Annotated in this window: 15 protein-coding genes; 10 read left to right on the top strand and 5 right to left on the bottom strand. The window is 55.6% G+C overall.

All coding sequences use genetic code 11. From position 1 onward, the window contains the following. Positions 1 to 27: 27 nt before the first annotated feature. Positions 28 to 1,311 (bottom strand): putative acyl-CoA thioester hydrolase, encoded by a 1,284-nt coding sequence (locus IB196_RS15360; RefSeq protein WP_188231811.1) that lies wholly within the window; start codon positions 1,309 to 1,311, stop codon positions 28 to 30. A gap of 224 nt (positions 1,312 to 1,535) precedes the next feature. Here IB196_RS15360 and hutI point away from each other — a divergent pair, with 224 nt between their 5' ends. The 5 genes from hutI (at position 1,536) to hutH (ending at position 7,912) form a co-directional block, all read left to right on the top strand. After that, positions 1,536 to 2,759: an imidazolonepropionase gene (gene hutI / locus IB196_RS15355; RefSeq protein ID WP_040231279.1), complete on the top strand. Its 1,224-nt coding sequence runs from the start codon at positions 1,536 to 1,538 to the stop codon at positions 2,757 to 2,759. Continuing rightward, entirely contained in the window at positions 2,756 to 3,697 is a 942-nt protein-coding gene (hutG, locus tag IB196_RS15350; RefSeq protein ID WP_040231277.1) for a formimidoylglutamase, read from the top strand. Before hutI ends, hutG begins: the two co-directional genes overlap by 4 nt. Before the next feature lie 64 nt (positions 3,698 to 3,761). Then, entirely contained in the window at positions 3,762 to 4,481 is a 720-nt protein-coding gene (locus tag IB196_RS15345) for a histidine utilization repressor (RefSeq protein ID WP_005123762.1), read from the top strand. Positions 4,482 to 4,704: 223 nt separating this feature from the next. Further along, complete coding sequence (gene hutU, locus IB196_RS15340; protein ID WP_188231812.1) at positions 4,705 to 6,390, top strand: urocanate hydratase; 1,686 nt, start codon at positions 4,705 to 4,707, stop codon at positions 6,388 to 6,390. A 1-nt stretch (position 6,391) separates the two neighbouring features. Beyond that, positions 6,392 to 7,912 (top strand): histidine ammonia-lyase, encoded by a 1,521-nt coding sequence (hutH, locus tag IB196_RS15335; protein WP_182290749.1) that lies wholly within the window; start codon positions 6,392 to 6,394, stop codon positions 7,910 to 7,912. Positions 7,913 to 8,001: 89 nt separating this feature from the next. Here hutH and IB196_RS15330 read toward each other — a convergent pair whose 3' ends face one another. Next, a complete protein-coding gene (locus tag IB196_RS15330) occupies positions 8,002 to 8,478 on the bottom strand; it encodes a kinase inhibitor (protein WP_005123759.1) in 477 nt (158 codons plus the stop codon). Between the two features lie 57 nt (positions 8,479 to 8,535). Next, entirely contained in the window at positions 8,536 to 9,825 is a 1,290-nt protein-coding gene (gene bioA, locus IB196_RS15325; RefSeq protein WP_005123758.1) for an adenosylmethionine--8-amino-7-oxononanoate transaminase, read from the bottom strand. A 76-nt stretch (positions 9,826 to 9,901) separates the two neighbouring features. On the opposite strand from bioA, the gene bioB reads away from it, so the two are divergent. Genes bioB through bioD form a run of 4 tightly spaced genes read left to right on the top strand, consistent with a single transcriptional unit; the run spans position 9,902 to position 13,526 of the window. Next, entirely contained in the window at positions 9,902 to 10,942 is a 1,041-nt protein-coding gene (gene bioB, locus IB196_RS15320; RefSeq protein ID WP_005123757.1) for a biotin synthase BioB, read from the top strand. Further along, positions 10,939 to 12,093: an 8-amino-7-oxononanoate synthase gene (gene bioF / locus IB196_RS15315; protein ID WP_188231813.1), complete on the top strand. Its 1,155-nt coding sequence runs from the start codon at positions 10,939 to 10,941 to the stop codon at positions 12,091 to 12,093. The genes bioB and bioF overlap by 4 nt, the downstream gene beginning before the upstream one ends. Beyond that, on the top strand, positions 12,080 to 12,865 hold the full coding sequence (bioC, locus tag IB196_RS15310; RefSeq protein ID WP_005123754.1) for a malonyl-ACP O-methyltransferase BioC: 786 nt from the start codon (positions 12,080 to 12,082) through the stop codon (positions 12,863 to 12,865). The genes bioF and bioC overlap by 14 nt, the downstream gene beginning before the upstream one ends. Continuing rightward, positions 12,828 to 13,526 carry a dethiobiotin synthase gene (gene bioD, locus IB196_RS15305; RefSeq protein ID WP_155020839.1) on the top strand — a complete coding sequence of 233 codons (699 nt, stop codon included), beginning with the start codon at positions 12,828 to 12,830 and terminating at the stop codon, positions 13,524 to 13,526. Before bioC ends, bioD begins: the two co-directional genes overlap by 38 nt. Here bioD and IB196_RS15300 read toward each other — a convergent pair. Next, positions 13,492 to 14,214, bottom strand: a complete 723-nt coding sequence (locus IB196_RS15300; RefSeq protein ID WP_005123752.1) for an ATP-binding cassette domain-containing protein — start codon at positions 14,212 to 14,214, stop codon at positions 13,492 to 13,494. The genes bioD and IB196_RS15300 overlap by 35 nt on opposite strands. A 768-nt stretch (positions 14,215 to 14,982) precedes the next feature. Here IB196_RS15300 and uvrB point away from each other — a divergent pair. Next, a complete protein-coding gene (gene uvrB, locus IB196_RS15295) occupies positions 14,983 to 17,004 on the top strand; it encodes an excinuclease ABC subunit UvrB (protein WP_149692112.1) in 2,022 nt (673 codons plus the stop codon). A gap of 152 nt (positions 17,005 to 17,156) precedes the next feature. On the opposite strand, the gene yvcK is transcribed toward uvrB, so the two are convergent. Then, positions 17,157 to 18,065 (bottom strand): uridine diphosphate-N-acetylglucosamine-binding protein YvcK, encoded by a 909-nt coding sequence (gene yvcK / locus IB196_RS15290; RefSeq protein WP_005123744.1) that lies wholly within the window; start codon positions 18,063 to 18,065, stop codon positions 17,157 to 17,159. Positions 18,066 to 18,339 lie beyond the last annotated feature (274 nt).

Here is an 18,339-nt window from a genome sequence, read left to right as displayed (position 1 = left end):
ATGGCGGTAAGCCATCCCTTTTTGCTATTACTGCTTCGGCTCAGCAACCACTTTGCTACCAATACCGCGGTTGTTGTATTCCCACATGCGGTTGAAGTTGGTGTCGTTCAGGTTGCGCTGAATTTCACCTTTGTCATCTTCCGCACCGGTGTTCCCGGCAAACGGACGTTTTGCGATAACGCTGTCAGCCCAGGGTTTCGCCATGTTAAAGCCTTCGTTAATCACGCTGTCGCGAATAACCACCTGACCGTTAGTGTTAGCATCGACATCCAGCGAGCGGCCTAGTTGCGCGACGCCATCGCCTGCTGCAGTATAGCGGCTGTTGGTGGCGAGGAAACCGTAGTAAATGTTTGACAGGGTAGCCGGTGCAAACACGTAGGCTTCCTGCTGGGTGCGGGAGTTCACTACGCGGAAATCGGTGTTATCGAACACCACTGCGCCGCGACCGGAAACAATATCCACATCGCCTTCAATGTAGCTGTTAGTCACCAGCGTACGCGGTTGACGATCGTTCTCCAGACGGTTTTGTACGCCGCTGTTAGTCACGAAGAAGGTGTTCTGACGACCCAGAATATTGACGTTGTTGATCTGCACTTTATCGCCATCGGTACGCAGGGCAACGGCCGGGTGATTACCCGCATCCACGCTGTCACCGAGGTTATTTTCGATGGTCAGGTTCTGTAATTGCAGGCCGTTGTTTTGCGACCAGACGACCGCAGAACACAGCACGCCAATGTTGGTACCGCGTTTGTTCTGGCAATTATCAAACATGTACCACGCAGGTTTGCCCGGCATGTATTTACCGCCAGGGTTTACCGTGCGACGCCAGTCAGCGGTGCTCATTTCACCGTCAATAGCCTGGCCAATCTTCACATCAAGCGGTTTTTCGCCCATACCGTACAGCGTCAGGCTTCCCGTTGCTGCCGGAATGTAGACCGTGCCCTGATACTCGCCTGGCATAATCGCGATGTACTGACGTTTGTTGGTACGTTTAATGATTGCCGCATCAACCGCGGCCTGAATGCTGGTATGCGTCACACCCTGGGTGCCTGCCGGGCCAACGACAAAGTCAGGCTGCGCGGGCAAAGTAATAGAAGAGGGGCTCCACGGCGCAGAGTTTGGCGTCAGCGCGGAAAAATAGTGCGCAGCGACGAAATTTTTCGCTTCATTGGCCGACAGAATCGGGCGCATAGACGTTCCTGGCGCGGTCTGATCGGAAGGAATTTGATCGGGCGGTGTAGAGCTACAGGCGGTCAGCGTCACGCCAAAAGCCATAGCCAGCGCCAGACGGGAAACTGATGAAATGTTCACAGGTTGCTCCGGGCTTTGAAAGTTATCCATTGAAGCCTGCTTTTTTATACTAAGTTGAGCGAAACGGGAAGGTGAAAAGGTAAAAAGTTGTTTTTTATAGCAGCAATCTCGGGTGTAGAGAGTCTTTATATCACAATTAGATAACAATTTTGGTTCTTCAGGTTGACAACATCCACAGGATGCAAAATAAATGTCTATACAACCTATGACAAGTGGTGAGTCGAATGCAGCAATTTTTCCCTGATGATGCTATCTGGCGTAATGTCCGCCTGGCGACCATGGATCCTGAACGTGATACCCCGTATGGGCTGGTGGATGGTCATGCGCTGATCGTCCGCCAGGGTAAGATTCGCGATATCGTCCCAGAGTCATCGTTATACCTCACGCATGACAATACCCTGGATATGCAAGGACGATTGATTACGCCGGGTCTGATTGACTGCCATACGCACCTGGTGTTTGGCGGCAATCGCGCAGGTGAATGGGAACAGCGGTTAAACGGTGTTTCATACCAACAGATCAGTGCGCAGGGGGGAGGGATCAATGCCACCGTGTCGGCGACGCGCAGCGCCTCCGATGAGCAGCTCTTACAGCTCGCACAGGGGCGAATGGAACGGTTGATCAAAGAAGGCGTTACGTTGCTGGAAATCAAATCGGGCTACGGCCTGGATTTGCAGACAGAAGAGAAGATTCTACGCGTGGCGGCGGCACTGGCTGCGGAGAATATCGTAGAAATAAGTCCGACGCTGTTGGCTGCGCACGCGACTCCAGCGGAATTCAGGGATGATCCTGACGGCTATATTACGCTGGTGTGCGAGACCATTTTGCCGCAGCTGTGGGAACAGGGTCTGTTCGAGACCGTCGATCTGTTCTGTGAAAGCGTCGGATTTAACCTCGCGCAGAGCGAACGGGTATTTAAGGCCGCCCAGACGTTGGGCATTCCGGTTAAGGGTCACGTTGAACAGTTGTCGCTGCTCGGTGGCGCGCAGTTAGTAAGCCGCTATCACGGATTATCCGCCGACCATATTGAATACCTCGATGAAGAGGGCGTGGCGGCGATGAGTCAAAGCGGTACGGTCGGCGTGCTGCTGCCCGGCGCGTTTTATTTCCTCAAAGAGCAGCAGCGCCCCCCGGTAGAGCTGCTGCGTCAATATCAGGTCCCGATGGCAGTGGCGACGGATTTCAACCCCGGCACCAGTCCGTTTATCAGCCTGCACTGGGCGATGAATATGGTCTGCGTTCAGTTTGGCTTAACGCCGGAAGAGGCATGGGCAGGGGTAACGCGTCATGCTGCCCGTGCGCTGGGGCGTCATGCCACTCACGGTCAACTGAAAGCCGGGTTTGTGGCCGACTTTGTGGTGTGGGACGCACAATTACCGGTCGAAATTCTTTATGAGCCCGGTCGTAACCCGATCTACCAGCGCGTATTCCGAGGACAACCATCATGACCAACTGGCAACCCGCTTCTTCTGCGCTCTGGCAAGGTCGCGATGACCGCGCTGAATCGCCAACTGCGCTGCGCCTGTTTCAGACCATCACGCTCAGTACAGCGTTTAGCCCTGAAAACTATCGCGAGCAGATAGCGCTACTGGGATTCGCCTGCGATGAAGGCGTGAAGCGAAATCAGGGACGCACGGGTGCCGCCGGAGCACCCGATGCGCTACGCAAAGCGCTTGCAAATTTAGCCAGTCACCACGGTCATGATCGGCTGGTGGATCTGGGTAATATTGTGGCGCAGGCTCCCGATCTCGAAGGCGCGCAGCAGGCGTTACGCCATGCGGTGCAACGCTGCCAGCAGGCTGAAATGCGTACCTTCGTGCTGGGTGGGGGGCACGAAACCGCCTTCGCGCACGGTGCAGGCGTACTGGATGCGTTCCCGCGTTCAACCGTAGGTATCGTCAACCTCGATGCTCACCTGGATTTACGCCATGCTGACCAGGCGACCTCTGGTACGCCTTTTCGCCAGTTGGCGCAGCTCTGCGATGCGCAACAGCGAGAATTTCGTTACGCCTGCTTTGGCGTTAACCGGGCGGCCAACACCCAGGCATTGTGGGATGAAGCGCAGCGACTCGGTGTGACCGTAGTGGAGGATCTGCACTGTCATAATGCGCAGGCGCAGATGGCGCAGTTCATATCAAGCGTCGACGTTATCTATCTGACTATCGATCTCGATGTTTTGCCGGTATGGGAAATGCCCGCCGTATCCGCGCCTGCTGCGTTGGGTGTCCCGCTGGCGACATTGCTGGGGCTGATTGAACCCCTTTGTCGCAGCGGTAAACTCCAGGCGGTGGATATGGTTGAATTTAATCCCCGTTTTGACGATGATGGCAACGCGGCGCGCGTTGCGGCGCGGCTTGGCTGGCAAATCGCACACTGGTGGCACTGACGTGCCTGATAACGTTACGCCGCCATTTGGCAACTCTTATTCTCAGCTTAAGGAAGGCTAACGCATGCACCCATCCCGTTCTGCTCCGGCTCCTTTTTACGAAAAGGTCAAAATGGAGATCAGTGAGAAGATTTCCAGCGGTATCTGGCAACCTCACGATCGTATCCCATCTGAGGCGGAACTGGTGGCGCAGTATGGTTTTAGCCGCATGACCATCAACCGGGCGCTGCGTGAGCTAACGGATGAAGGATTACTGGTGCGTTTGCAAGGGGTGGGGACGTTTGTCGCTGAGCCAAAAGGCCAATCCGCGCTGTTCGAAATTCGCAGCATCGCGGATGAAATTAATGCGCGCCAGCATCAGCACCGATGCGAGGTGCTGACGCTGGAAAGAACCCAGGCAAACGCGCAGCAGGCTTTGGAGTTAAACGTCAAAGAAGGCACCTCCATTTTTCACTCTGTCATGGTGCACTACGAGAACGCCCTACCCGTGCAGATTGAAGATCGCTGCGTGAATGCGGAGATTGTGCCCGAGTATCTGTTGCAGGATTACAGCCAGACCACGCCGCATGCTTACCTGTCACTCATCGCCCCTTTGACGGAAGGGGAACATATTGTCGAAGCGGTACGCGCCAGCGCGGAAGAGTGTGCGCTGTTGCATATCAAAGAGCACGATCCCTGCCTGTTGATCCGCCGTAAGACCTGGTCGGCATCTTCTATTGTCTCTCATGCCCGTTTGCTCTTCCCGGGTTCCCGCTATCGTCTGCAGGGGCGGTTTATGTCCTGATACAGGAGATGAAAACCGTGATTGCTGACGCAATATAATAAAAATGTATCTTAATTGTTAAAATCACCCTTGCGACAACTTGTATAGACAAGTATATACTCCAGATGTGCGTAACCATTCAACGTAGGCCTGATAAGACGCGTTAGCGTCGCCATCAGGCACTTGCCGGATGGCGGCGTAAACGCCTGATCCGGCCTACATTCTGTCCGAGGAGTGCTCTACCATGTCTCATAGCAAGTATCGTCAGCAGGATATTCGTGCCCCACGCGGCACTACCTTAACGGCCAAAAGTTGGCTGACCGAAGCGCCGCTGCGCATGTTAATGAACAATCTGGATCCTGATGTGGCGGAAAATCCGCATGAGCTGGTGGTTTACGGCGGGATTGGCCGTGCAGCGCGGGACTGGGAGTGCTATGACGCCATCGTCAAGGCGCTGACCGAACTTGAATCCGATGAAACCCTGCTGGTTCAGTCCGGCAAACCGGTCGGCGTGTTCAAAACCCATGACAATGCGCCGCGCGTGCTGATTGCCAACTCCAACCTGGTGCCGCATTGGGCTACCTGGGAACACTTTAATGAACTGGACGCCAAAGGGCTGGCGATGTACGGCCAGATGACCGCCGGGAGCTGGATCTACATCGGCAGTCAGGGCATCGTGCAGGGGACTTATGAAACCTTCGTTGAGGCCGGGCGTCAGCATTATCAGGGTAACCTGAGCGGACGCTGGGTTCTGACCGCCGGGCTGGGCGGCATGGGCGGCGCGCAACCGCTCGCTGCAACGCTGGCGGGTGCGTGTTCGCTGAATATTGAATGCCAGCAAAGCCGGATCGATTTCCGTCTGCGTACCCGCTACGTGGACGAGCAGGCGACATCGCTTGACGATGCGCTGGTGCGTATTGATAAGTACACCCGCGAGGGTAAAGCGGTGTCCATTGCGCTGTGCGCGAACGCCGCCGACGTTGTGCCGGAACTGGTGAAGCGCGGCGTGCGCCCGGATATGGTCACCGACCAGACCAGCGCCCACGATCCGCTGCATGGCTATCTGCCGTCCGGCTGGAGTTGGGAAGAATACCAGGCAAAAGCGGTGTCCGATCCGCAGGGCACGGTGCAGGCGGCGAAACGCTCCATGGCAACGCACGTCGAGGCGATGCTGGCGTTTAGCAAAATGGGCGTGCCGACGTTTGATTACGGTAATAATATTCGCCAGATGGCCAAAGAGATGGGGGTGGAAAACGCCTTTGATTTCCCGGGATTTGTGCCTGCTTATATTCGTCCGTTGTTCTGCCGCGGCATTGGCCCGTTCCGCTGGGTGGCGCTTTCCGGCGATCCGCAGGATATTTATAAAACCGATGCCAAAGTGAAAGAGATCGTGGCTGACGATAAACATCTACACCACTGGCTGGATATGGCGCGTGAGCGGATTAATTTCCAGGGTTTACCGGCGCGTATCTGCTGGGTCGGGCTGGAATGGCGGCAAAAGCTGGGGCTGGCGTTTAACGAGATGGTACGTAGCGGTGAAGTGTCCGCGCCGATTGTTATTGGCCGTGACCATCTGGATTCAGGCTCTGTTGCCAGCCCGAACCGCGAAACCGAGGCCATGCGCGACGGTTCTGACGCCGTATCCGACTGGCCGCTGTTGAACGCGCTGCTTAACACTGCCAGCGGCGCGACCTGGGTGTCACTGCACCACGGTGGCGGGGTAGGAATGGGCTTCTCCCAGCATGCCGGGATGGTGATTGTGTGTGATGGCACCGATGAAGCCGCTGCGCGTATCGCCCGGGTCTTACACAACGATCCGGCGACCGGGGTGATGCGTCACGCCGACGCCGGGTATGACATTGCGGTGGAATGCGCCGTCGAAGAAGGGCTGAATTTGCCGATGATTGCTGCGACGCAGGAGAAACGCTGATATGAACACCATGACATTAACACCCGGCCATCTGAGCTTTGCGCAACTACGCGACATCTGGCAGCAGCCGGTCAAATTGAGTCTGGATGCCGCCGCGATTGATGCTATCAACGCCAGCGTCGCCTGCGTCAATAATATTGTCACTGAAGGCCGCACGGCATATGGCATTAATACGGGGTTTGGCTTGCTGGCCCAGACCCGTATCGCCACGGAAGACTTGCAGAATTTGCAGCGCTCGTTGGTGCTTTCCCATGCGGCAGGCGTCGGCGAGGCGCTCGATGACGACATGGTTCGCCTGATTATGGTGCTGAAAATTAACAGCCTGGCGCGTGGTTTTTCCGGTATTCGCCTGAGTGTCATTGAAGCGCTGATTGCGCTGGTGAATGCCGAAGTGTATCCGCTGATCCCGGCGAAAGGCTCGGTGGGCGCATCGGGCGATCTGGCTCCGCTGGCGCATATGTCCCTGACGCTGTTGGGAGAAGGCAAGGCGCGCTGGCAGGGAGAATGGCTCCCGGCGACAGACGCGCTGAAGAAGGCCGGACTGGAGCCGATTACTCTGGAGGCGAAAGAAGGGCTGGCACTGCTGAACGGCACCCAGGCTTCCACCGCCTTTGCATTACGTGGGTTGATTGAGGCGCAGGAGCTGTTTGCTTCCGCGACGGTGTGCGGGGCGCTGACCACCGAAGCGGTTTTAGGCTCGCGTCGTCCGTTTGATGCCCGTATTCATGCGGCGCGAGGACAGCGTGGACAAATTGATGCCGCGACGTTGTATCGCCATGTGTTGACTGATTCCAGCGCACTTTCACAGTCGCATCATAACTGTGAAAAAGTGCAGGATCCCTATTCTCTGCGCTGTCAGCCGCAGGTGATGGGGGCGTGTCTGACGCAAATGCGCCTGGCAATGGATGTTCTGCTGGTGGAAGCCAACGCGGTTTCCGACAACCCGCTGGTGTTTGCCGAAGAAGGTGATGTGATTTCTGGTGGTAACTTCCATGCTGAACCGGTGGCGATGGCGGCAGATAATCTGGCGCTGGCGATCGCGGAAATCGGCTCGTTATCAGAACGACGTATTGCGCTGATGATGGACAAACATATGTCGCAGTTGCCGCCGTTCCTGGTGAAAAACGGCGGGGTGAACTCCGGCTTTATGATTGCTCAGGTGACCGCCGCTGCGCTGGCGAGCGAGAATAAAGCCCTCGCGCATCCGCACAGCGTAGACAGCCTGCCAACCTCCGCCAACCAGGAAGATCATGTGTCGATGGCGCCCGCGGCGGGACGCAGACTGTGGGAGATGGCGGCGAATACGCGCGGCGTGATTGCCGTGGAGTGGCTGGCGGCGTGTCAGGGAATTGACCTGCGTGAAGGGTTAACCTCAAGCCCGCTGCTGGAGCAGGCGCGTCAGACGCTACGTGAGCAGGTTGCCCACTATACGCAGGATCGCTTTTTCGCCCCGGATATCGAGTGCGCGACCGAACTGTTAGCGCAGGGCGCGCTGCTGCATTTAGTTCCGGAGTTTCTGTAAAAATGCCGGATGGCGCTGACGCTTATCCGGCCTACAAACCAGCTCGTAGGCCGGATAAAACGCGTCAGCGTTGCCATCCGGCACAGAGATTAACTAAACATCGCTGTAATCGAGGCGCTGGCGAGCGAGTGGAAATGGACATTAAATCCGACCATCGCGCCGCTGGCACCTTCATCGACATCAAGACGCTCCACATCCAGCGCATGGACCGTAAAGATATAGCGATGGGTTTCCCCTTTCGGCGGCGCTGCGCCGCCATAGCCCGCTTTACCAAAATCCGTACGGGTTTGAATCACCCCATCCGGCAGTGCAACCAGTCCGGAGCCAGACCCTTGTGGTAAAACCCGGGTATCTGCAGGCAGGTTAACCACCACCCAGTGCCACCAGCCGGAGCCGGTTGGCGCATCAGGATCGTAGCAGGTCACGACAAAGCTTTTGGTCCCAGCGGGTACGTCATCCCATGCCAGATGTGGCGAAAGATTATCCCCGTCATACCCCATGCCGTTAAAGACGTGGCGATGTGGTAGCTTTTCCCCATCGCGCAGATCGTTGCTGATTAGTTTCATACTGACTCCTCTCGTTAGCCAAAAAGTGTAGCCAGAAACCGTAGAGCTTACCGCTGATTAATCGCTAAAAAATGTTGCATGGCGCACAGCCTCATTGACGGCCTGCGTCAGGCGGCGCAACTGCTCAGGCTGAATAATGTACGGCGGCATCAGATAGATGAGCTTACCAAACGGTCTTATCCACACGCCCTGATCGACAAAGAACTTCTGTAGTGCTGCCATATTTACCGGCTGGGTGGTTTCGATTACGCCGATGGCGCCAAGCACGCGGACATCGGCGACCCAACGGGAGTCCGCCGCTGGGGCGAGCTCTGCCCACAGCTGCGCTTCAATGGCCGCGACCTGCGAGCGCCATTCATTGGTTTCGAGCAGCGACAGGCTGGCGGAGGCGACGGCGCAGGCCAGTGGATTACCCATGAAAGTTGGGCCGTGCATAAAGCAGCCAGCATCACCGTTGCTGATGGTTTCTGCGACCAGGCGGGTGGTCAGGGTCGCGGAAAGGGTCATTGTCCCGCCGGTTAACGCTTTGCCGAGGCACAAAATATCTGGCGTAATATCGGCGTGTTCACAGGCAAACAGCTTGCCGGTGCGACCAAACCCGGTGGCGATTTCATCGGCAATCAACAGGATACCTTCACGGTCACACATCTTACGAATACGTTTCAGCCATTCGGGGTGATACATACGCATACCGCCAGCGCCTTGTACGATTGGCTCAAGGATCACCGCCGCTATCTCGTGGCGATGCGCGGCCATCAGGCGGGCGAACGGTACCATATCCAGTTCATCCCACTCACCGTTCATACGGCTCTGTGGGGCTGGGGCGAACAGGTTTTCTGGCAGGTAACCCTTCCACAGGCTATGCATTGAGTTGTCGGGATCGCAGACCGACATTGCGCCGAAGGTGTCACCGTGATAGCCGTTACGAAACGTCAGGAAACGCTGACGCGCTTCGCCTTTGGCCTGCCAGTATTGCAGCGCCATTTTCATTGCCACTTCGACGGCAACCGAACCTGAATCCGCGAGAAAAACGCACTCCAGCGCCTCGGGCGTCATCGCCACCAACTGGCGACACAATGTAATGGCCGGGGCATGGGTGATACCACCAAACATCACGTGCGACATGGCATCAATCTGCGTTTTCATCGCGGCGTTCAGCTGCGGGTGATTGTAACCGTGGATTGCCGCCCACCAGGATGACATGCCGTCAATCAGTCTTTCACCGTTGGCTAAAATCAGTTCGCAACCTTCGGCGCGTGCTACCGGATAAACCGGCAAAGGGGAGGTCATGGAGGTATATGGATGCCAGATATGGCGTTGGTCAAAAGCAATATCGTCCGTTGTCATAATCGACTTGTAAACCAAATTAAAAAGATTTAGGTTTACGAGTCTACACGAAACTCACAACGAAACGTATATCAATATGGCTCACACTTCTCGCTGGACAATGTCGCAAGTCACCGAATTATTTGAAAAACCCCTGCTGGATCTGCTGTTTGAAGCGCAACAAGTGCACCGTCAGCATTTTGATCCGCGGCAGGTACAGGTGAGTACGCTGCTGTCGATTAAAACCGGTGCCTGTCCGGAAGACTGCAAATACTGCCCGCAAAGTTCCCGCTATAAAACCGGTCTGGAAACCGAGCGTCTGATGGAAGTTGAGCAGGTTCTGGATTCCGCGCGTAAGGCGAAGCAGGCAGGTTCAACGCGGTTTTGCATGGGCGCGGCGTGGAAGAATCCTCACGAACGCGATATGCCTTACCTGGAACAGATGGTTCAGGGCGTAAAAGCGCTGGGGCTGGAAGCGTGTATGACGCTGGGCACGTTGGACGAAACCCAGGCTCAGCGTCTGGCCAATGCGGGTCTGGACTACTACAACCACAACCTCGACACCTCGCCGGAATTTTACGGCAATATCATCACCACCCGTTCGTATCAGGAGCGCCTGGATACGCTGGATAAAGTGCGTGAGGCGGGCATTAAAGTGTGCTCCGGCGGGATTGTGGGGCTGGGGGAAACGGTCACCGATCGCGCGGGTCTGCTGCTGCAACTGGCGAATCTGCCAACCCCGCCGGAAAGCGTCCCCATCAACATGCTGGTGAAAGTAAAAGGCACGCCGCTGGCTGATAACGACGATGTCGATGCGTTTGATTTTATTCGCACTATCGCCGTCGCGCGCATCATGATGCCGACCTCGTATGTGCGTCTTTCCGCCGGGCGCGAGCAGATGAACGAACAAACCCAGGCAATGTGTTTTATGGCTGGGGCCAACTCGATTTTCTATGGTTGCAAACTGCTCACTACACCCAACCCGAACGAAGACAAAGATCTGCTTTTATTCCGCAAACTCGGTCTGAATCCGCAACAAACGGCGGTACTGGCGGGCGATAACGAACAGCAGCAACGCCTGGAGCAGGCGCTGCGTACTCCGGATACCGACGATTACTACAACGCGGCAACCGTATGACCTGGCAACAAAAAATCGACGATGCGCTGGCAGCGCGTTGTGCTGCCGATGCCCTGCGTCGTCGCTATGCAGTGACGCAGGGCGCCGGTCGTTGGCTGCAGGCTGATGGTCGCCAGTATCTGAATTTCTCCAGCAACGACTACCTTGGCTTAAGCCACCACCCGCATATTGTGTGTGCGTGGCAGCAGGGGGCAGAACGGTTTGGCGTCGGCAGCGGCGGCTCGGGTCATGTCAGCGGTTATTCGGTTGCGCATCAGGCGCTGGAAGAAGAACTGGCCCACTGGCTGGGCTATTCCCGGGCACTGTTGTTCATCTCCGGTTTTGCCGCTAATCAGGCGGTGATCACCGCGCTGATGGGCAAAGAGGATCGGATTGTTGCCGACCGACTCAGCCATGCGTCGTTGCTGGAAGCGGCCAGTCTGAGTCCCGCCGTGTTACGCCGTTTTACCCATAACGACCCGCAACATTTGGCTCGTCTGTTGGCTGCCCCCTGTCCGGGGCAGCAGCTCGTGGTGACTGAAGGCGTGTTCAGCATGGATGGCGATAGCGCACCGCTGGCGGATATCCATGCCGCAGCGCAACGCCAGGGGGCCTGGTTGCTGGTGGATGATGCGCACGGTATCGGTGTCACTGGTGAAGAAGGTCGCGGATCGTGCTGGCACTCGCAGGTCAAACCTGAACTGCTGGTGGTGACATTTGGTAAGGGATTTGGCGTCAGCGGCGCGGCAATCCTGTGTTCAGACAGCGTGGCTGATTATCTGCTGCAATTTGCCCGTCATCTGATTTACAGCACCAGCATGCCGCCTGCTCAGGCGCAGGCATTGCGTGCCGCGCTGGCAGTGATCCGCAGTCGTGAGGGCGATGAACGCCGGGAAAAACTGGCTATGTTAATCCAACGTTTTCGTGCTGGCCTGGATATTGCGGATTTCACGCTGGCAAACTCAGACAGTGCCATCCAGCCATTGATCGTGGGCGATAACCATAAAGCGCTGCAACTGGCGGAGGCTTTACGCGCTCAAGGTTGTTGGGTGACCGCCATCCGGCCTCCTACGGTACCGGTCGGCACAGCCAGATTGCGGCTGACGCTGACGCAGGCGCATGAATGCCAGGATATCGACTGTTTACTGGAGGTGCTGCATGGCGCAGGTTAATAAACAGGCCATTGCTGCCGCATTTGGACGCGCTGCTTCCCGCTATGAGCAACATGCCGGGCTACAGTGTCAAAGCGCCGACGCCTTGCTGGCGCTACTTGGTGAACGGGATTATGCACGGGTACTGGATGCGGGGTGCGGCCCTGGGCGCATGAGTCGCTACTGGCGTGAGCAGGGAAGCGAAGTCAGCGCACTGGATCTTTCTGAACAAATGCTGGCAGAGGCACAGCGGAAAAATGCTGCCCACCACTATCTGCTGGCGGATATTGAAGCCATCCCACAAAACGCCGCCACCTTTGACCTGGCCTGGAGCAATCTGGCGGTTCAGTGGTGCGATAATTTACGCGGGGCGCTAAACGAGCTTTGCCGGGTTGTGCGCCCCGGAGGCACGGTGGCGTTTAGTACGTTGGCACATGGTTCGATGCCTGAATTACGCCGGGCGTGGCAAGCGGTAGATGACCGGGAGCACACCAACCGTTTCTTGCCCGTGGAGCAACTTGAAAAGGCTCTGCATGGCTGGGACGTTGAGTATCAGCTTCATACGGTGACACTGTGGTTTGATGACGCGTTGAGCGCCATGCGCTCGCTCAAAGGGATCGGTGCGACGCATCTCCATGATGGACGCGAACAGCGCGTACTGACCCGTTCACAACTGCAGCAGTTACAGTTAGCCTGGCCCTCTGTGCAGGGAAAATACCCGCTGACGTATCAACTTTTTTTAGGAGTAATTCAACGTGACCAGAACGTATTTTGTCACCGGGACGGACACTGAGGTTGGTAAAACAATTGCCAGCTGTGCGCTCCTGCAGGCAGCGGGGCAATTGGGTTATCGAACGGTCGGCTATAAGCCTGTAGCCTCTGGGAGTGAAATGACGGCAGATGGTCTGCGAAACTCTGACGCCCTTGCCCTGCAGCGCAACAGCGCTGTGGCAGTGAATTATACGGCAATCAATCCCTATACCTTTGCCGAACCCACGTCACCGCATATCATCAGCGCTGATGAAGGGCGACCGATTCTGGCCTCAGTGATGTCTGCTGGTTTACAGGCGCTGCGAATGCAGGCTGACTGGGTGCTGGTGGAGGGCGCTGGCGGTTGGTTTACGCCGCTTTCACCCACGCTGAGTTTTTCTGACTGGGTACAAACAGAACAACTGCCGGTGATTCTGGTGGTTGGCGTCAAGCTTGGCTGCATCAACCATGCCATTCTGACTGCGCAAGCGGTACAACAGGCTGGGTTGACGCTGGCGGGGTGGGTCGCCAATGATGTGGCTCCGCCAGGGAAACGCCATTCTGAATATATGGCAACGCTGAAACGCGCGATTCCGGCCCCGCTGCTGGGGGAGATCCCATGGCTGGAAGACGAGCCAGAACGCGCAACGACAGGGCATTACCTCGACCTTAGCGTTTTGCCTCCGGCGCCATCCAGCCGTTAAGAAACGGGTCGTTGAGCTGCCCCAGTTGTCCCTGGGCCACATTGCGTCCGCGATGTAACAGGCAATAGCAATCAGCGACCCGACGAATAAACGGCAGGCTTTGCTCTGCGAGCATAATGGCGATGCCCAACTCCTGGCTTAGCCTCACAATCAGGTTCCCCAGCTTGTGGATATACGCCTGACCCGTTCCTCGCGTAGGCTCATCGAGGATCAGCAGGCGTGGGCGTGTAACCAGCGCGCTGGCGAGCGCGAGCTGGTGCTGATTATCCTCTGATAAGGCAACCCCTTTGGTCTGACGCAGACTGTATAACTGTGGGAAGAGGCGGTATATATCGCTGCTGTTCATCGTTTCGCTTTCCTCAACCGCCTGGCGCGCAATATGCAGATTTTCCTCGACCGTCAGCTGCGAAAAAATCCGTCTCTGTTGTGAAACGGAGTTAATACCCAGCGCAATGCGATTTGCCGCTGGGATCGGGCTCAGATCGCACGGTGGTGCGCCTGCCTGATGCCAGACCATCGTACCGCTTTCAATAGGCAAATTGCCGATGATGCAATTGGCCAGCGTCGTTTTCCCCATCCCCGGAAGTCCCAGCACACCGGTACACTTGCCGGGCTGCAGGTCGAGATCCACATCCCATAGCGTGTGCTGGTTACCGTAATAGTGATTCACTGCGCGAAGACTCAACATAGATTTTCTCCATCATGAAGTTATCCGCCCGACAGGCCGGGGAGCAGAAGAAAATTGCAAATCTCTTGCCACAAATGGGAAATGCGCGAAAAACAGCGGGATAGCGTGATCCACCGGCAGCGATATCTGGTTTTTAACGATACGGGTTAATTTTGCGCACATTGCCAGTGCCTGGTCGCGTCGGGATGGTGCAGGCAGGTAAATGGTGAAAATGCGAGCAAGATCTCGACCACCTCCAGGGCTTCGTTAGCTGATAAATATAAAAAAATGGCGATAATTTTTTTTTATCCCACTCGAAAAGAGCAAGTCGGTGTTTTTGCCAGGCGGCAGTCAGCACGGGCTGGAGGCAGTTATCCACTATTCCTGTGGATAACCTTGTGTATTAGAGTTAGAAAACACAATGTAAGCGAGAGAAGACGCGGCCTGCGACTAAATTGATGCGAAAGACGGCTCGAGAGAATAGTTATTGAAATACAGAATGTTAGATAAAAGCAATGGCTGTCGCGGAAGTGTCATGCGTTGCCATAAAACTTTCATCTGCCGTCTTGACAAATGTTAAAAAAGTCATTGGTTTGGGGATAACACATTTTTACTGGTGTTTTATCCCGCCAGTGCCAAAATTTTAGCCTGCTCTGACGGGCATTCTGATGGCGTAACAGAAATATTCTGGTGTGTTACTGTTTTTTCATCCAGTATATTTTACTGGCAAAATATACTGCTGCGGGTAAAATTACACACCTGCCCGCCCATTGCTTCAGGTAGCTGCTCATGAGTAAACCGTTCAAACTGAATTCCGCTTTTAAACCCTCTGGCGATCAGCCTGAGGCGATTCGTCGCCTGGAAGAAGGGCTGGAGGATGGTCTGGCGCATCAGACGCTGCTCGGGGTGACGGGGTCGGGGAAGACATTCACTATCGCCAACGTGATTGCGGACTTGCAGCGTCCTACCATGGTGCTGGCCCCCAATAAGACCCTTGCTGCTCAGCTGTACGGTGAGATGAAAGAGTTCTTCCCGGATAACGCAGTGGAATATTTCGTCTCCTACTACGACTATTATCAGCCGGAAGCTTATGTCCCGAGCTCGGATACTTTTATCGAGAAAGATGCGTCGGTCAACGAACACATTGAACAGATGCGCCTGTCGGCGACCAAAGCCCTGCTTGAACGGCGGGATGTGGTGGTGGTGGCCTCGGTTTCCGCGATCTATGGTCTGGGCGATCCGGATCTGTATCTGAAGATGATGTTGCACCTGACGGTGGGGATGATTATCGATCAGCGTGCGATCCTGCGCCGGCTTGCTGAACTGCAATACACGCGTAACGATCAGGCATTCCAGCGCGGGACGTTCCGCGTGCGTGGTGAGGTGATCGATATCTTTCCGGCCGAATCTGACGATATCGCGCTACGCGTCGAGTTGTTTGATGAAGAAGTTGAGCGCTTGTCGCTATTCGACCCGCTAACCGGGCAGGTTGAATCCGCTATTTCGCGCTTCACCATTTACCCGAAAACCCATTACGTGACGCCGCGCGAACGTATTGTGCAGGCAATGGAAGAAATTAAAGTCGAGCTGGCGGAGCGCCGCAAAATCCTGCTGGCGAACAACAAGCTGGTGGAAGAACAGCGTTTAAGCCAGCGTACGCAGTTCGATCTGGAAATGATGAACGAGCTGGGTTACTGCTCGGGGATTGAAAACTATTCACGCTATCTGTCCGGACGCGGTCCGGGCGAGCCGCCGCCGACGCTGTTTGATTACCTGCCCGCCGATGGCCTGTTGGTGGTGGATGAATCCCACGTTACGATTCCGCAAATTGGTGGGATGTACCGTGGCGACCGGGCACGAAAAGAGACGCTGGTTGAGTATGGATTCCGTCTGCCGTCGGCGCTGGATAACCGTCCGCTGAAGTTTGAAGAGTTTGAGGCGCTGGCACCGCAAACCATTTATGTCTCAGCGACACCGGGCAATTATGAGCTGGAGAAATCCGGTGAGGATGTGGTCGATCAGGTGGTGCGGCCGACCGGGCTGCTGGACCCGGTCATTGAAGTTCGTCCGGTGGCGACACAGGTTGATGACCTGCTGTCTGAGATCCGCACCCGTGCGGCGATTAACGAACGCGTGCTGGTGACGACACTTACCAAACGCATGGCGGAAGACCTCACCGAATACCTTGAAGAGCACGGCGAGCGGGTGCGCTATCTGCACTCCGACATTGATACCGTGGAACGCATGGAAATCATTCGTGATTTGCGCCTGGGCGAGTTTGACGTGCTGGTGGGTATCAACCTGTTGCGAGAAGGCCTGGACATGCCTGAGGTCTCTCTGGTGGCGATTCTGGATGCAGACAAAGAAGGGTTCCTGCGTTCGGAACGATCGCTTATCCAGACCATCGGTCGAGCGGCGCGTAACATCAACGGTAAAGCGATTCTCTACGGCGATAAAATTACCGCCTCAATGGCCAAAGCGATTGGTGAAACCGAACGCCGTCGTGAGAAACAGCAGCTCTACAACGAAGAGCACGGTATTACGCCGCAAGGGCTGAATAAGAAAGTGGTCGATATTCTGGCGCTGGGTCAGAATATTGCGAAGACCAAGGCGAAAGGCAAAGGGAAGTCACGTGCAGGTGCGAAGTCTGACGTTGTCGAACTGGATATGACGCCAAAAGCGCTGCAGCAGAAGATTCACGAGCTGGAAGGGCAGATGATGCAGCATGCGCAGAATCTTGAGTTCGAAGAGGCCGCGCAGATCCGTGACCAGTTGCATCAGTTGCGTGAATTGTTTATCGCGGCATCGTAGGTGGGTGCCGGATGCGGGGTAAACCCCTTATCCGGCCTACAAGCGCACCTGTAGGCCTGATAAGCGCAGCGCACCAGGCCGTGTTTGGTGCCGGATGGCGGCGCAGCGCGTTTTTGTAGGCCTGATAAGCGCAGCGCATCAGGCAAATACGTTCAACCTAACGCCTGCACCGCTTTCTCCAGCGCGCTATGCAGCAGTTGACGGTCATGACGGTAGGGAATATCGCTGGCCTCCAGTTCATCCTGAATCACAATGCGGTCGGTCACGGCGGAAACATCGACTTTTGGTCCGACAATCACCGCATCAATCACCTTCTTACCAACATATTGCTCAATGATGGCCAGCTTATCGGCAAGCGTCAGGCTGGCGGCAGGCAGGCTGAGTTCGCGTCCCAGATTGCCGATATAAACCATTGGAGCCGGTGTGCGACGTAACGCCTGCGCCAGCTCGTCTAGCAGCAGGATCGGCATCAGGCTGGTGTAAAAACTGCCTGGTCCTATCAGAATCAAATCCGCTTCGGCGATGGTTTCAATCGCCTCTCGCGTGGCGGGAACTTTAGGTGAGAGCATTAATTCTTGCGGCAGGGTAGTGAGCTGGTCGATATTTACTTCGCCATACACTTCATGTCCCTGATCGTCGAGCGCCATCAGGTCCACCGGTAGTTCTGACATGGGAATTAAATGTGCATCAACTTTTAGCAGGCTACGAATTAAATTGATGGCTTCTAAAGGCCGCACGCTGAGGTGATCGAGCGCCTTTAACATCAGATTTCCGAGGTTATGGCCGGAAAGTTCGCCATTACCGCCAAAACGATACTCAAACATCGCCGATGCGACGCTTGGTTGGGTAATTAACTGGTTGAGGCAGTTTCGCATGTCTCCCCAGGCAATGCCGCCTTCTGAACGGCGAATTCGCCCCGTGGAGCCGCCGTTATCGGTGGTCGTGACGATGCCCGTCAGGCGTGAACCTAAAGAGGAAAGTGATGACAGAACGCGTCCTAATCCATGCCCTCCGCCGAGAGCGACAACGCGATCCAGATCTGCCAGCGTACGAGTGCGCATAGTTATTCCTGATATCAATTGATCGGCGTTACAGTAACGTAAATAGCGTGTTTTCAGCAATTATCCAGTCGTCATCTGCAGAAAATAATTTTCTGCGATCTACCCCTTTCTGACGACATCGACCTGACAGCAAGATGATGTATATCAATGCAAAACTGTGGTTTTTGCTTATTCTGTAGCGAAAATGCACGATCATGCCGCTATATACATATTTATACAGCGAAAGTGTACATGGCAAAAGCGTCATTTACACGCTAGTATCGGCATAACCACA

Source organism: Citrobacter sp. C6_1 (genome assembly GCF_014596835.2).
Taxonomy (GTDB): domain Bacteria; phylum Pseudomonadota; class Gammaproteobacteria; order Enterobacterales; family Enterobacteriaceae; genus Citrobacter; species Citrobacter pasteurii.
The sequence above is the reverse complement of the archived record's forward strand: the minus strand, read 5'-3'. Positions and strand labels throughout refer to the sequence as shown.

Coding starts and splice junctions, on each gene's coding strand:
- bioF (WP_188231813.1), top strand. CDS start 10,939: ATGACCTGGCAACAAAAAATCGACGATGCGCTGGCAGCGCGTTGTGCT.
- bioB (WP_005123757.1), top strand. CDS start 9,902: ATGGCTCACACTTCTCGCTGGACAATGTCGCAAGTCACCGAATTATTT.
- hutU (WP_188231812.1), top strand. CDS start 4,705: ATGTCTCATAGCAAGTATCGTCAGCAGGATATTCGTGCCCCACGCGGC.
- hutG (WP_040231277.1), top strand. CDS start 2,756: ATGACCAACTGGCAACCCGCTTCTTCTGCGCTCTGGCAAGGTCGCGAT.
- IB196_RS15300 (WP_005123752.1), bottom strand. CDS start 14,214: ATGTTGAGTCTTCGCGCAGTGAATCACTATTACGGTAACCAGCACACG.
- bioC (WP_005123754.1), top strand. CDS start 12,080: ATGGCGCAGGTTAATAAACAGGCCATTGCTGCCGCATTTGGACGCGCT.
- bioA (WP_005123758.1), bottom strand. CDS start 9,825: ATGACAACGGACGATATTGCTTTTGACCAACGCCATATCTGGCATCCA.
- IB196_RS15330 (WP_005123759.1), bottom strand. CDS start 8,478: ATGAAACTAATCAGCAACGATCTGCGCGATGGGGAAAAGCTACCACAT.
- hutH (WP_182290749.1), top strand. CDS start 6,392: ATGAACACCATGACATTAACACCCGGCCATCTGAGCTTTGCGCAACTA.
- yvcK (WP_005123744.1), bottom strand. CDS start 18,065: ATGCGCACTCGTACGCTGGCAGATCTGGATCGCGTTGTCGCTCTCGGC.
- IB196_RS15345 (WP_005123762.1), top strand. CDS start 3,762: ATGCACCCATCCCGTTCTGCTCCGGCTCCTTTTTACGAAAAGGTCAAA.
- uvrB (WP_149692112.1), top strand. CDS start 14,983: ATGAGTAAACCGTTCAAACTGAATTCCGCTTTTAAACCCTCTGGCGAT.
- hutI (WP_040231279.1), top strand. CDS start 1,536: ATGCAGCAATTTTTCCCTGATGATGCTATCTGGCGTAATGTCCGCCTG.